The sequence below is a fragment of the Saccharopolyspora sp. NPDC050389 genome, from assembly GCF_040655595.1.
GTDB lineage: Bacteria > Actinomycetota > Actinomycetes > Mycobacteriales > Pseudonocardiaceae > Saccharopolyspora.
The window spans coordinates 1-14073 of record NZ_JBFAKG010000158.1; the positions used below are offsets into that span (position 1 = coordinate 1).

A 14073-nucleotide genomic window follows, 5' to 3' on the forward strand; every position below is an offset into this window, starting at 1 on the left:
GACCCCGCCCTGCACGGCGGCGCCCGACCGGACGCCGAACAACAGGTCGCGGCCTGATCTTGATCTAGAGGTTGACACAGGGGGTGTCATCGGTCGTCCTCCTGGTAGAAGCGGAAAAACGTCAGCAGGCTCCGGGCCTCCACGTTGAGGTGGTTGCCGTAACGGACGAACTCGGTGAGCTGGCGCAGCGTGATCCACGTGTAGTTCTCCGGCACCTCCAGCGGGAAGTCGTCCTCGACCTCCACCAGCAGGTAGCGGTTCTGCGCGTGGTAGAAGCGCCCGCCCTCCTCGGAGTGGATGCTGTCGAACCGGATGCGCTCTGGTCGCGCGCCGAGGACCTCGTCCAGGAACAGCGGCTTGCGGTCGGCGGGCACGAACCGGTAGTTCTCCGGCTGGCACTGCACCGTCGGGGCCATCTCGACGCCGTCGAACGCGCCGGTCTCGGTCCGCGCCTGCACCAGCAGGTGCAGCACGCCGTCGATGCGCCTGGTGAGGAAGGCGATCACGCCGCGGCTGCGCGGCTCGAACATCGGCTGCTGCCAGCCGGTCACCTCGCGGTTGCTGGCCTGCACGTCCACGCCGATGACCGCGAAGTGCTGGTCCCGGTCGTGGCAGATCGTCCCGTCCCGCCAGGACCAGCCATCCACTTTGGACAGCGGGATCAGCTGCCGGGTGAGCGTGCAACGGCCCTTCGCCTCGGTGAACCAGCTGAGCAGTTCCACCGTGGCGTGCAGCGAAGCACCGTCCCGCGCCCAGGACCGGGTCAGCGCGCCGTGGAAGGTGTCGGCGGCCGGATCGGTGCCGCGGACGCGTTGCACCGCCGCGCCGGAGAGCACGGTGCGGGTATCCATGTTGATCAGATCCGGCACCCGCAGCAGCTCGGCGATCTGCACGAAGCTCAGCCAGCAGAAGTCGTCCAGCACCGGGACGTCGTCCTCGACCTGCACGATCATGTTCCGGTTGCGCTTGGCGAGGAACCAGGACGCCTGCTCCGACTGCAGCACGTCGGACACGATCCGGCCGGGGCGCGGCGCGGTGAAGTACTCCAGGTACGGCACCGCCTTGCCGCCGTGCACGCCGGTGAAGTTGCTCCGCGTGGCCTGCACGGTCGGCGAGAGTTGGAAGCCGTTGATGTTGCCCGGCTCCATCTTGATCTGCAGCAGGCAGTGCGGCACACCACCGAACTCCTTGACCAGGATGCCGAGCACGCCCTGCTCCGCCTGCACGATGATCGGCTGACGCCAGGCCTCGACCTCGCGACCGGACCGGCTCACGTCCAGGCCTTCGATGGTGAAGAACTTCCCGGTGCGGTGCACGAGGTTCCCGGAGTCCGGATCGGTGTGCCAGCCGTCGAGTTCGTCCAGCGACACCTTCTTCGTCCGGTAGTCCTGCGCGCGGCACCGGTCCTGGAACCAGGCGTGGAAATCGGCTGTGTCAGCGAACATTCGGCCACCACCCGCGCGGGAACACCGCGTATCCTCCGCGAAACAAGGGTTTTCCGCATAATCGCATGGCGAGGAGACTGCCAGAAGACCAGCCCGTTGGTTAACCCTCTTGCGCCACATTACTTTTCGTCGCGAGCGCCGCAGTACCCAGATTTGAGCGAGTCCCGAGTCGCAACCGGATCATCGCAGTATGAGCAAGCTCGGGCATGGGGGTATGACGCAGTGAACGAATTCCCGCGGGGAGGGGTGGCCACCCATCCCTTCGCCGAGGTGAACCTGGCTTTCCGGGCGAATTTCGCCACCGGCGCGGAAGTGGGTGCCGCGGTGTGCGTGTACCACCGCGGCCGGCCGGTGGTGGACCTGTGGGGCGGGTACGCCGATGCGGACCGGGCCGATCCGTGGCGGGCGGACACCTTGGGCGTGCTCGCCTCCCCGACGAAGTCGTTGGTCACGGGCGCGGCGCTGCTGCTGGTCGACCGCGGGGTGCTCGACCTGGACGCCCCGATCGCCGAGCACTGGCCCGAGTTCGCCGCAGGCGGCAAGCACGAGATCACGCTGCGCATGGTGCTCAGCCAGCGTTCCGGGGTGGTGTGCCTGGACCACGACCCGATCACCAACGACAAGCTGCGGGCGCACGCCCCGATCGTGGCGGCGCTGCAGGCCGCCCGGCCGGAGTGGGAACCGGACACCGCGCACGGGTACCACGCCACCACCTACGGGCACCTGATCAGCGAGCTGATCCGGCGCCGCACCGGGCTCACCGTCGGGCAGTTCTTCGCCAAGGAGATCGCCAACCCGCTGGGCCTGGACTGCTACATCGGCCTGCCCAACCCGGACACGGCGCACCTGGCCACCATGATCGAGTGCAAGGCCGAGGAACTGATGGCCGGCGCCGATCCGGGCGAGATCGAGGAGCTGCGCGACGCGGCCACGCTGACCTACCGCGCCACGATGGCCAGCATGTCGCAGGATCCCGCCGACCCGACGGTGGAGGAGCCCTCCTACGGCGGGCTGGCCAGCGCGCAGTCGCTGGCCAGGTACTTCGCCTCGTTCATCGGTGAGGTCGACTGCTTCCGGCTGACCAGCCCGGAGATCACCGAGCAGATGCGCGAGGTGCACTCCACCGGCGATTGCCTCGTCATGCTCTCGCCGTGCACCTGGGGGCTGGGCGTGCAGGTGCCCGACAGCCCGGTGTTCCCGGCGTCGGCGGGGCTGGGCAGCGCCTTCGGCTTCAGCGGCGCGAACGGCGTGTTCGCGTTCGCCGATCCGGCGCACGACCTCGCGTTCGCCTACATCCCGAACGCCGGTTCCGAGGTGATGGGCAGCATGGACCCGCGGATTCGCCGGCTCATCGAGGCCACCTACCGCAGCATCCAGAAGATCCGCTGATCGACCCTGCTGGAAAGGAAACGGATATGCGAATCCTGTTCCCTGCGGCCCCCGGCTACGGGCTGATGCTGCCGCTGGTTCCCCTGGCGTGGGCGGCGCGGGCGGCGGGCCACGAGGTGCTGCTGGCCACCACCGCCTACATGACCAAGGTGGCGGCGGAGTCCGGGCTGCCGGTGACCGACGTGTTCCCCGCCCGGGACGTCGGGGAGGACCTGGTGGCCGGCGCGGCGGGCGAGGCCGGTGCCGATGACGACGCCGTCCCGCCGGGCTACTGGGACCTGGTCCGCGGGATGCGGCCGTTCGAGCTGTTCACGCTGGCCATGACCGGCGGCACCATCGCCGCCGGCCGCGAGTTCGACGCCGACCTGGTCGTCTACTGCTCGGACCACGCGGCAGGCAAGCTGGCCGCGACCGCGCTGGGCGTTGCCTCCTTGGAGGTCGGCAACCGGGTGTCCTGGTCGATGCGCGACGAGGCGTTGCGGGATGCGAAGAACCTCAACGCGCGCATGGGAATCGTGCCCGACGACGCCCCGGTGGTCCGGGCGTTGCGCGACGAACTGGGCCTGAGCGACCGGAAACCGCACCTGCTGGCGCGCATCGATCCGCGCGCGCCCAGCCTCGGCGGCCTGGCCGGCGAGGAGCCGGACGCGGTCGATGGCGTGCCGTGGCTGCCGATGCGGTACGTCCCGTTCAACGGCGGCGCGCTGCTGCCATCCTGGGCGATGCGCCGCCCGCAGCGGCCGCGGATCTGCCTGACGCTCGGCACGGTCGCGCCGCTGCTGCCGGGCGGCGGCGGGCTCGGCACGCTGATCCAGGCGCTGGCCGAGCTGGACGCCGACATCGTGCTCGCCGACGCGGAGACGGATCTGTCGCAGTTCGAGCCGCTGCCGGAGAACGTGCACCCGGCGGGATTCGTGCCGCTGTCCGGGATTCTGCGGGATTGCGCGTTGATCGTGCACCACGGCGGCTCCGGCACCACGGCCTCCGCGCTGCACTACGGCGTGCCTCAGCTGATCGTGCCGGGCGGCGCGGACAACGAGCTGTGCGCGCAGCGCGTGGTCGACCGCAAGGTCGGCCTGGCCGCCGATCCGTCCACACTGGATCCCGCTGCCATCCGGGATCTCGCCGAGCGGCTGCTCGCCGAGGAATCCTTCCGCCAGGAAGCGGCGGAGGTGCGCGCCGAGATGGCCGCCCAGCCGAGCCCGGCCGAGATCATCGACCGCATCGCCGCGGAAATCGCCGGCTGACGAAGCCGATCGCGGGTGGTTCCGGGTTCGGAACCACCCGCGATCTTTCTTTGCTCACGGGATGTTCGGCGCCGGGCCCATCGTGTTGAGCGCGGCGACGACCGTCTTCTCCTCGTAGGCGAAGTGCTCCTCGAGTTCGGACGCCAGGACTTCCAGCCGCTCCCGCAGCTGCACCGGGTCGCTCTTGCCCGGCACGTAGCCCTCCACGAGCTGCCGGATCTCGTCCTGCAGCCGCGCCACGACCTTGTGCTCCTCGCCCAGCTTCTCCAGCTCCGGGGCGAGTTCGGGGTACTGCTGGGCCAGCATCGGGAAGGCGCCCATGTCCTCGCCCATGTGGTGCTGCTTCACGGCCGCGCAGAACTCCAGGCAGTGCGTGCGCATCTGCTCCGCCAGGCTGGGCTTCGCACGCTCCAGCGCGGCGTCGTCGGCACCGCCCGCGATGATCTCGTCCACCTGGGCGCGGAGCTCGATTAGTTCCTTCCGGATCCAATCGTGGCCCTCCACCAGGAAATCACCCATCCCGCGCACCCGGTCGGCCCCGGAATCCGATGTGGACTCCGCGGACTCCACCGCCGGTTCCGCCCCGGCGATCGGCTCGGCGTCGATCCGGCGCAGGGTCACCACCGGCAGCACCCGGGTGGTCTTCTCCTGGTACTCGCCCATGCCCGCGTCCTGCGCGACGACCCCGGCGAACAGCGCATCGCGCTCGGCGCCGGTCGTGATGGTCGCGATCGCCTCGTAGGTCTCGGTGCCGGTCTCGACCGTGACCTGCGGGTTCTTCCGGATGTTATGGTACCAGGCCGGGTTCTTCGGGCTACCCATCGCCGACGCGACGACCAGTGACTGCCCATCGACCTCGAAGTAGCCCACCGGGCCCTCGCGGCGCCGGCCGGTCTTGGCGCCGATCGTGGTCAGCACGACCAGCGACCAGCCCTCCATCCAGCCGCTGAGCTTGCCGTTGTTCTGCCGGAATTCCTCGACGACCTGCCGGTTGAACGCGTTGGCGTCGAAGTTGGCGTAGTCGTCGGTCTGTTCGTCGGTCATGCAGTCCTTCCCAAGTTGATCAGTTGATCGGAGGACGAGCACCACCAAGAGCCGACACGAAAAGAGCCCCGCAGGCCAGAACGCTGAAGAGAGACGTCATACCGCAGGCGATTCACCGCAATAAGACGAAACCAGGTGTGAGACACGCAGAATCGTGTCGCAACTCAAAGGTGGCTTAGAAGCCGCTACCTCCATGCGTAGGCCCATCCGGGGCGCACCGGAAGATTAGCAGGAGCCATCCGCGGTCGCAAGGCCGGGCACCCGGGCGACCGTTCCCAGGCGAACCAGAAGAAGCCCCGGAAACCGTTCCGCTGCAACGGTTTCCGGGGCTTCGACGCGAACCGGCGGATCAGCTCATCTGGTCGTGGTGCACCTGGCGGGAGCGGTTGCGCAGCTCACCGTCTTCGAGCACCAGCACGTCGCGCACCAGGCAGCTGGGGCCGACCACGGGCTCCTTCACACCCGGCCTCGTGGTGAGGACCAGAGCGTAGAAGGTCGTATCTAATAAGCCGTCCTCCCGCGGCCGCACGTCGATCATGTTGAACCAGTGCCGCCGTTGCACCGGGTCGTTCTCGAACCGTTTGTTGAACCGCGTGAGTTCGGCCGTGATCCCGTCGTGGCCGTGGGCGGCAGGCTGCCCGGGCGTGTGCTGGAACTCGCCGTCGGCGGTGAACGTCCCGGCGTACTCCTCGAACCGGCAGCCGTCGAGCAGCTGGACCTGGCGGGCGTAATGCAGCTGGACGGCTGCGTAGAGCTCGGTGACGGTGGCCGTGCTGGTCATCGGTGATTCCTCCGAAAAGACTTCTTCGTTCTGGGGCAAGGAGATTCAGGCGTGGCAGACCAGCGCTCCGCCGTGGTACTCGACCATCTCCTGGAAGACGACGCCCATCTCCTGGATGGCGGCGGCCATGTCCAGCGCCTCGCCGTGGGTCGTCAGCCGCTCCTCGGCGAAGGCCCGGTGCAGGTTCGGGATCAGCCGCTCCGGCTCCAGGAACCCGGCGAACTCGCCCAGCTCCGCCTCGCGCGCGACCTCGGCCGGGGTCAGCCCGGCGGCCACGCCGTCCCGGGCCAGTTCCTGGACCCACCGCAGGTACTTCTCGGTGCCGTCCAGCACCTCCGGGCCGCCGACCGGGCCGTGCCCGGCTATCACGGTGACCGGTTCGAAGGCGCGCAGCCGCTCGATCGCCCGCAGCGAGCCGGAAACCGAGCCCAGCGGGCAGAACGGGGTCACGCCGGACATCACGATGTCGCCGGTGAACAGCACGCGCCGCTCCGGCACCCACACCACGGTGTCGTTGGTGCTGTGCGCCAGGCCGACGTGCACGAGCTCGGCGCTGAGCTCACCCACCTGCAGCGTCATGCCGTCCTGGTAGGTCGCGGTCGGCAGGGCCAGCTCGATGCCGCCCCACTCCACCTCCGGCCACAGCTCGGTGAGGTGCAGGCCCGCCAGGCGCATCTCGCGGCGGGTCTCCCGGTGCGCGAACACCACCGCCTCCGGGAAGACGAAGTTGCCGAAGGTGTGGTCGCCGTGCGAATGCGTGTTGACCACCGCGAACGGGGGCCGCTCGGCGACTGCGAGGACCTGTTCGCGCAGTCGGCGGGCGCGGGCCTCGGTCGCCACGGTGTCCACCAGCGCGGCCGAACCACCGGAGACGAGGACGCCGGCGTTGTTCACGCACCAGCCGCCGGCCGGCTGGACGTAGGCGAAGACGCCGTCGGCCACCTCCGCCAGCTCGGGCCGGGCCGTCGTTGTCGCTGAAGCTGACAAGGCAAACTCCCAGGTATCTTTAGGTATCTCAGACCGTCTCGGCCAGGCGCTGCTCGGTCACGAAGATCGACCGCAGCGGGATGTCAGCGGCGTTGGAGAGCAACGCCTGGTGCAGCCTCTGCAGGCGGCCGGACGGTTCGACGCCCAGCTCCCGGATCAGCGCCTGGCGCAGATCCCGGAACACCTGCAGCGCCCGCGGCGCCGACCCCGAGCGCTGGAAGGCGATCATCAGCAGCGCGGAGATGTTCTCGTCGGTGGGGTTCTCCGCCACCAGCTTGCGCAGTTCGGGTATGAGCATCGCGTGCTTGCCGAGGTAGAGGTCGGCGATGATGCGCTGCTGGTGCACCCGCGAGCGGGCCTCCTCGATGCCGATGACCTCCATCGCCAGCATCCGGCCCATCGGCACGTCCATCAGCGCCTGCCCGCGCCACAGGTCCATCGCCTGCGTCAGGAACTTCGAGGCGGCCGCCGGGTCGCACTTCTCCAGCGCCGCGTCGCCGCTGACCGCGAGCCGGTCGAATTCGACGAGGTCGAACGAACACGGCGTCGCCGTCAGCTGGTAGCCGTTGTAGCTCGTGGCGAGCAGATCCTTGGACGTCCACGAGCAATCCGATGGCAGCGATTCGGCGATCAGCCGGCGCAACTGCAGGACGTAGGTCTGCAGCGTGGTCGCCCCGCTACGCGGAATCGCGTCTCCCCAGACCTCTTCCATCAGGGTCGAAACAGGCACCACTCGACCGCACCGCAATGCCAGCAGCGCAAGGATTTGCCTTGGCTTTCCTGCCGTGGGTACGATCGAGGCACTCCCCAGTCGAACCGTTAACGGTCCCAACACGTTGATTTCTAATGACTGCATTCTCAGTCGCCTATCCGACTAGAGCTGAATAAAGTACTGAACTTTCGGACCGACCATCTCAGCAATGGCTGGCATTTCCCGCCGATCGCACATCGATCAGCGGAAATCAGACCTGTCCGACCGCGCTCCGCGCGCGTCGCTTCCGGGCGTTATCCACACCGGAAAAGCGCAGCGCGAAGCCCCCCTTTCCCGCATTCAACCAGCCGAGAAGTCGCCAACGGATTTGGCGCGGCACTCGAACCGTTTCTTACCCAGATTTCACGGGATCATGTGCACCTGCACGCCTGGTCCCCTAGTCCAAACGTGAGCCGTCATCCGGCGGCGCGGCATACCCCAAACGGCCCATTGTTTCCCCCAAAAGGCCTCGGCCGGCATACTCTTGGACCTTTCGCTCGTTACGACCGTCACACCACGAATCTATCATCGCAATTCACACTACAGGGTGAAACCATGAGGGCGTCGTCGATGACAAAGCGATCCTCAAGGCTGGCTCAAGTGGAAGCCAACAACGAGCAGTAACAACCAGGTCAGAGGCGGTGCGACGAGCTCTGCTGCGGCCAGTGGCGGCCGCTCGGCGCAGCTTTCTACTACTTTCGCATGTCATCGAGTTCCGAAAGTTGAATCCGACGGCATCGACTCTAGTGGCGTTCCAGCTGTGCGCGATCGATCCGTCCCAATATCGGCGGCAAGCGAAGGAGGCGACTCGATGCCCGACCAATTCCCGTCGAACGCCGGGATGACCCGCGCTGCGGAGGAAGTCGCGGCGCTCGCGGCCCAGCACGCCGACCGCGCGGAACAGAACCGATTGCTGGACCCGCAAGTGCTGCAGTCGGTCGTGAGCGCCGGATTCGCCCGCCATTTCGTGCCGGCCGAACACGGCGGAAACAACGGCACTTTCACGGAGTTGAGCGCCGCGGTCCGCGCCATCGGCGAGCAATGCCCGGCGACGGCGTGGTGCGCCTCGATCGCCGCGAGCCTGGCGAGAATGGCCTCCTATCTGCCGGCCGAAGGCCGCAAGGAGATCTGGCAGCACGGGCCCGACGCACTGGTGGTCGGCGCGATTTCGCCCCGGGGCAAGGCGAAACCGGAAGGCGACGGGTGGCGGCTGTCCGGCGTGTGGTCCTACATCAGCGCCGTCGACCACTCCGACTGGGCGCTCGTCCTCGGCCTGGTGCCCGGCGACGCCGGCCCGGAACCGCGGCTGTTCGCGCTTCCCCGCGCCGCGTACCGCATCGAGCACACCTGGGCGGACATCGGGATGCGGGCGACCGGGAGCAACACCCTGATCGCCGAGGACGTCTTCGTGCCGGAGGCGTTGAGCGTGCCGGCCAGGAATCTGCACGAAGGTCGCGCGCCCGGGCTCGATTCCCGCTGCCACGCGGTGCCGCTGACGGCGGTGAACGGGCTCTTCTTCACCCTGCCCATCCTCGGGGCCGCGCGAGGCGCGTTGCAGCATTGGTCGGCGTACGCCGAGGAAAAGATCCGCGCCGCGGCGAAGGCGCCCGGCCCAGGCCCCGGCCGGGCGTTCTACGAGGAGACGCTGGCCCGGTCCTCCGGCGAGATCGACGCCGCGCAGCTACTGCTGGAGCGGGTCGCCGCGGTCGCCGATCTAGGGCCGGAGATCACTCCTGCGGAAACCGCCCGCAACCAGCGCGACTGCGCGTTCGTGGCGGATCTCCTCGTCGGCGCGGTGGATCGGCTGTTCCGCGCATCGGGCACCGGCGGCCACAGCGTGCACAGCCCGCTGCAACGACTTTGGCGGGACGTCCACTCGGCCGCCGGGCACGTGGTCCTCCAGTTCGGCCCCGCCGCGACCGCGTACGCGAACAGGACCCTCGACGTCTCCTGAACGAATGTGGAAAGGCGGGTCTGGTGATGACGAACAGACGGTGAAACCGAGGACGCGCAACTGCTCTCGGCCTTCTTCGGTGATCTTCTCCTAGCCCCACGGCCGGTGGCGGTGGACCTGGAACGGCTGCGGTCGGGGCGACACGGTCGACCACCGCCTCGCCGACCGGCCCACCGACTGGTCCACCGGGCCGGATGCCGTGCGCGCTTCTCCTTGCGCGGCGGGCTGATCACCAGTTCCGACGGAGGGTTCGACTGGCCGCCGAGATGATCGCGGTGGCCAGCACCCACCCGGACACGGTCAACAGCCACATCACGGCCTTGGACGGCCCGACGACATCCCAAGCCTTCTCGTGTCCCAGGTCGATCAGCGGAATCAACAGATCCAGAGCGTAGAGGAATGCATCCCAGGTGGGATGCTCGTCGAGCTTGACCGGGCAAGGCCCCGGCTCCGGAATTCCGGAGCGCAGGCACGGCCCACTGCCCAACGCGAAGGCAGCGCCACCTGCCAACCACATGACGACGAATAGCACCACGGCTCGCATCGGCCGGTAGCCGTAGCCCAGGACGGAATCTTGCAGCGCACCCCACAGCCGGCGGAACAGATAGCCGAGCCAGTCCAGCAGCCGAGGCAGCAAGCGCTGAGCGGGCTTCCGGCTCCCGCGCTCCTTGTACGAGCGGCGGATCGCGGCGAGACGGACCATCCGCGCGTCGTCGTCGTTGCCCGCGGCAGTCAGGCAGGTGGCCAACTTCTCGTACGGGCCAGGCTCAAGTTGCGGCGTGGCAGCCTCCAACCAGGCAAGCCGTTCGTGCAGCGTCATTCCACTCCCGAGGCGGGCGTAGGCGAACCCTGCGAGGTCGATTTCGGTGCCGCGCGGCCACGCGTCGGCGCGATCGAGAAGCAGCTCGACCTGGGCGTTGGCAAGGTGCACAGAACCGTTGGGAACCGCTGCCGGCAGCAGCCGAAGCACCGCGGCCGTCAACCGCGCACCGTCCAGCGCGCAGCCACCGGTGCCTCCCAGAACGGCGTCGTCGAGCCGGATGTCCTGACCAACGCTGGCATCGGTCAAGATGACCTTGTGATCGAACCGGCTCTCGGTCAGGTTCAATCGGCGGCCGACCGTCGTCCCGACCAGGTCCAGGGAGAACGAGCCGACTTCCTCCGGATCGGTCCTCCGCGCACCACCGGTCACGGAGGCGGACGTGAACCGCAGGACGTGGCCGATCGCGGAAGACACGACCGCAACGCCCCCGTCAACGGTGACGTCGGCCAGCACCAGGTTATCCAGGGTCAGGTTCGAGCAGTTCAGCGCAACATCGCCAGGTGCGATCAACTCGGCACCGCGGAAGGTGACGAACGAGGCGACCAGGTTGACCATCCTCAGCGCACCGGAGCACTTGAACCCGTCGTTGGCCCAGAGGGTGCCCCCGACCGTCGTGTCGGCGAAGTAGCCGACGTACTCGCCCCGCCCCGGGCCGGTCAGCGACGAACCCTGCAGATCCAGGTCACCGCCCACCTTGTTGCCGGTCATCCGCAGCCCGCCGACCACGTGCATCTCGTCGAGGAACACATCACCGGAGATGTCGCAGTTCCCGATGTTCAGTACCGTCGCGCCGGAGTTCGTCAACTTCCCCGCAGTGAACGAAACGTGGCCGCTGACCGTGCACTTGGCCAGGTCGACCGCGACGGCGTCGATCTTGTCGAGAATGACATCACCGCTGATGGTGCAGTTGGCCAGCGACACCTTCTCTGTAACGCGGGTTCCGCTCTCCAGCCGGAATCCGGTGCCGAACGAGGCGCCGAACGCGTTGATGGCGAAATCACTTCGCCCGTGGACTTCAGCGTTGCAAAAACGGAAGGCACCACCGATGCGGGTGCCGACGAGGTTGACCGCCCCTGTGACTTCGACACGTCCCAGCGCCTCGACTCCACCCGCAACCTCCGACCAGTCGAGAAAGATCGCGATTTCCGACGGCTGGGAGATCTTGGCTTCGTCGAACCGCAGCTGCCCGGAGACCGTGGCGTGGCGGATGTCCAGACTCCCTTCACAGCAGAACCCGTCCCACGCGTACACGGATCCGCGGACCTCGGCTAAAAGCAGGGTGAGCGCGCGGTCGCCGGGTTCCTTGATCTCCGCCTTCGTGAGCTGGAATTCGCCCCCGACACGCGCGCCGGTGAAGTGAAGTTCGCCGTCGCTGTGCATGGACTCCGCGAACACGTCACGCCCAATGCTGGCGACTTTGGCGAAGACCGTCATCCCGCCTGGGTTGCTCAGCTTCGCCTCATCGAGGGCGAAGAACCCCGTCACGACAGCACCCGCCATGAAGAGAGTGCCCGCCAGGTCTATCCCCGATGCGATGAGGTCGCCGTCGATCTGCGCGCCCATGAGATTCACGGCGTTGTCGTCGTTGTGAATTCGGCTCCCCACCATGACGAGATCACCCGCGATCCGCGCGTCTTCGAGGTCGACGAACACAACTTCGCGCAAACCACACAGCCACAGGGGTCCCTCGCAACGGAGACGGGCAGCGTGGATCGCGCCGACCTCGCAGTCCTCCAGGTGGATCCGGGCGGCGCGGGTGTCGCTGAGCAGAACCTCACCGTCGAATCGGCAGTCTTGTAGGGCGATAGGGACATGAACGGCGCAATCGGACAGATCTAGATCGCCGACGACGCGCGCACCTGTCAACTCCAGCGAGCGGCGCCGCCCTTCGTCCGGAGCGGAGGTGACGAGCTCTGCGATGATCTCCGCTCGTACGGTCTCGCCTTCGAGTTGGATCGGTTCACGCCGTTCGAAGGCAGCCCGAAGGCGGCTTTCTGCAGGCGAAAACGCCTCCTTCGACGGCTCGCCGCCAGGTGTCTCGGCGGTCATGGTCGCCTCTCGCTCGACGCATCGTGCGGGGAAGATAGCGCAGCGTTGCCCTGTCGCGTTCAGGATCTGCCTCGGGGTCAGCGTATTGGCGGCACTAGTCTCGTTGCGTGCGTTCTGGTTCGCGCTGCAATACATCGACGAGTGAGCATCTCCGGCACGCCGCACGAGCAGGTGTCGGTGGACCTGGAGCGGTTGCGGGCGGGCAGCACGATCAGCCACCGCCTCGCCGACCAACCCACCGACTGGGCCACCGGCCCGAACGTCGCGCCTGAATCTCTTTACGCGTGACGTGAGTGCGTGACCGGGCTGGAGCTCGGTTACGCACTCACACCCTGGGCGTCCACGTCAGGGGTAGACGAGACGGACTTCGGCTGTGCGGGCGAAGATCTCGGCAGCACGGTCGGGGGATTGGAAGCTGCCACGGCCTCGGCCGTCCGTGCTGACAAGTTCCGCATGATCGGAGAAAGCCAGGCCCCAGGCGAGCACCCGCCCCTCGGCGAGTTCCCAGTCGGTCTCGTCACGGTCCAGCTCGCACAACGCGAAAAGCTTCGGCCCACAGCGGATTTCGTCTTGCACCAAGGCGTATTCGTCGGGCTCCGGCGCCCAGGTGTTGGGTCCGGTGTCACTCATCCTGCCTCCTCGAAGCCGTGAAACTGACGTTGGTTCGGTCATGGGAACCCTGTTCGGACGTATCCGCGATGAGTTCACCAGCCAGCAAGGACGAAAGCGACCACACCAAGCGCCCACAGTTGGGCCAGATCGGGGACTTTGGAGGGACATTCCCGGTCTGCACGCACCACAAGCCCTATCGTTGGTCCCATGTCCCGGGACGAGGCCCGCATGCCAAACACCGTGCTGATCGGCCTGCGCGAGCGCGCCGGGCTGTCCCAGCAAGATCTGGCTGACGAGCTGACCAATCTCGCCGCCACTCGGTACCGCAATTACCCGCAGATCACCCGCAAGACCATTGGTCGATGGGAACGTGGTGAAGTCGTGTGGCCACAACCTTTCTACCGTCGGCTTCTTGCGCAACTGTTCGACTGCGCAGCGGATGAACTCGGGTTCCGCAAGCCGCGTCCAGTCCAATCCGAGCACGAGCAGACTGTGCCCATGGCCGCACCGCTCACGTTTGCCACGACACCTGCGGCTACTGAGCCGCACGTAGAACGTGACCAGGACGAATGGCGTCAGATCCGTTCGGCGTTGGACAGGCATCGTCGCGACCTCGCAGTGCTCGCCGAGTCTTTGTACCGCGACCACCGGCTCCCGGGACTTGAGAACACCGGAGTCATCAGCTCACCCGGCTGGCTGCCCGCCGAGCCTGTCCCTCTGGATGAGATCACACTGACATTGGATTCTGCGACCGCCGAGCCCGCAATCACCGGGGGCGAACCCGAAAGCGCCCCAGTCCGCCCTCTGGCCAGCATCGACACCCGGTACCGCTGTTACCACGACGCCATTCGCGACCACGCCACACCACGCCTGTTCGAGAACCGGCTGTGCTTCCGGCTAAAACCTGTCCCGTAATGATCAAATATTGGTGGTGTGCAAGGGAAGCGCAGGCCGTGAGGTGGCGGTCGGCGTTCAGTGGGTCATGGTGAGG

Annotated in this window: 12 protein-coding genes; 5 read left to right on the forward strand and 7 right to left on the reverse strand. The window is 67.4% G+C overall.

What is annotated here, in order from left to right; translation table 11 throughout:
- Nucleotides 1-86 precede the first annotated feature (86 nt).
- Nucleotides 87-1445, reverse strand: coding sequence for an NDP-hexose 2,3-dehydratase family protein (locus tag AB0I53_RS47285; protein ID WP_358617151.1), 1359 nt, complete (start codon nucleotides 1443-1445; stop codon nucleotides 87-89).
- A 246-nt stretch (nucleotides 1446-1691) separates the two neighbouring features.
- Here AB0I53_RS47285 and AB0I53_RS47290 point away from each other — a divergent pair, with 246 nt between their 5' ends.
- Both AB0I53_RS47290 and AB0I53_RS47295 read left to right on the forward strand, forming a co-directional pair.
- Complete coding sequence (locus AB0I53_RS47290; protein WP_358617153.1) at nucleotides 1692-2834, forward strand: serine hydrolase domain-containing protein; 1143 nt, start codon at nucleotides 1692-1694, stop codon at nucleotides 2832-2834.
- Nucleotides 2835-2860: 26 nt separating this feature from the next.
- Nucleotides 2861-4081 (forward strand): nucleotide disphospho-sugar-binding domain-containing protein, encoded by a 1221-nt coding sequence (locus AB0I53_RS47295; RefSeq protein ID WP_358617155.1) that lies wholly within the window; start codon nucleotides 2861-2863, stop codon nucleotides 4079-4081.
- Nucleotides 4082-4135: 54 nt separating this feature from the next.
- On the opposite strand, the gene AB0I53_RS47300 is transcribed toward AB0I53_RS47295, so the two are convergent.
- From AB0I53_RS47300 to AB0I53_RS47315, 4 genes are all read right to left on the reverse strand, one after another.
- A complete protein-coding gene (locus AB0I53_RS47300; protein ID WP_358617157.1) occupies nucleotides 4136-5125 on the reverse strand; it encodes a nitroreductase/quinone reductase family protein in 990 nt (329 codons plus the stop codon).
- 349 nt (nucleotides 5126-5474) lie between these two features.
- Entirely contained in the window at nucleotides 5475-5906 is a 432-nt protein-coding gene (locus AB0I53_RS47305; protein WP_358617159.1) for a nuclear transport factor 2 family protein, read from the reverse strand.
- A gap of 45 nt (nucleotides 5907-5951) precedes the next feature.
- Nucleotides 5952-6893, reverse strand: a complete 942-nt coding sequence (locus AB0I53_RS47310; protein WP_358617161.1) for an MBL fold metallo-hydrolase — start codon at nucleotides 6891-6893, stop codon at nucleotides 5952-5954.
- 28 nt (nucleotides 6894-6921) lie between these two features.
- A complete protein-coding gene (locus tag AB0I53_RS47315; protein WP_358617163.1) occupies nucleotides 6922-7749 on the reverse strand; it encodes an AfsR/SARP family transcriptional regulator in 828 nt (275 codons plus the stop codon).
- A gap of 706 nt (nucleotides 7750-8455) precedes the next feature.
- Between AB0I53_RS47315 and AB0I53_RS47320 the strand changes: the two genes are divergently transcribed.
- Complete coding sequence (locus AB0I53_RS47320) at nucleotides 8456-9598, forward strand: acyl-CoA dehydrogenase family protein (RefSeq protein ID WP_358617165.1); 1143 nt, start codon at nucleotides 8456-8458, stop codon at nucleotides 9596-9598.
- A 229-nt stretch (nucleotides 9599-9827) separates the two neighbouring features.
- On the opposite strand, the gene AB0I53_RS47325 is transcribed toward AB0I53_RS47320, so the two are convergent.
- Nucleotides 9828-12470 (reverse strand): hypothetical protein, encoded by a 2643-nt coding sequence (locus AB0I53_RS47325; RefSeq protein ID WP_358617167.1) that lies wholly within the window; start codon nucleotides 12468-12470, stop codon nucleotides 9828-9830.
- Nucleotides 12471-12611: 141 nt separating this feature from the next.
- Here AB0I53_RS47325 and AB0I53_RS47330 point away from each other — a divergent pair, with 141 nt between their 5' ends.
- A complete protein-coding gene (locus tag AB0I53_RS47330) occupies nucleotides 12612-12758 on the forward strand; it encodes a hypothetical protein (RefSeq protein WP_358617169.1) in 147 nt (48 codons plus the stop codon).
- Between the two features lie 57 nt (nucleotides 12759-12815).
- Here AB0I53_RS47330 and AB0I53_RS47335 read toward each other — a convergent pair whose 3' ends face one another.
- Complete coding sequence (locus AB0I53_RS47335; protein ID WP_358617172.1) at nucleotides 12816-13100, reverse strand: hypothetical protein; 285 nt, start codon at nucleotides 13098-13100, stop codon at nucleotides 12816-12818.
- Between the two features lie 189 nt (nucleotides 13101-13289).
- Here AB0I53_RS47335 and AB0I53_RS47340 point away from each other — a divergent pair, with 189 nt between their 5' ends.
- The gene (locus AB0I53_RS47340; protein ID WP_358617174.1) at nucleotides 13290-13997 is read left to right on the forward strand and encodes a helix-turn-helix transcriptional regulator; all 708 of its coding nucleotides are present in this window, start codon (nucleotides 13290-13292) and stop codon (nucleotides 13995-13997) included.
- Nucleotides 13998-14073 lie beyond the last annotated feature (76 nt).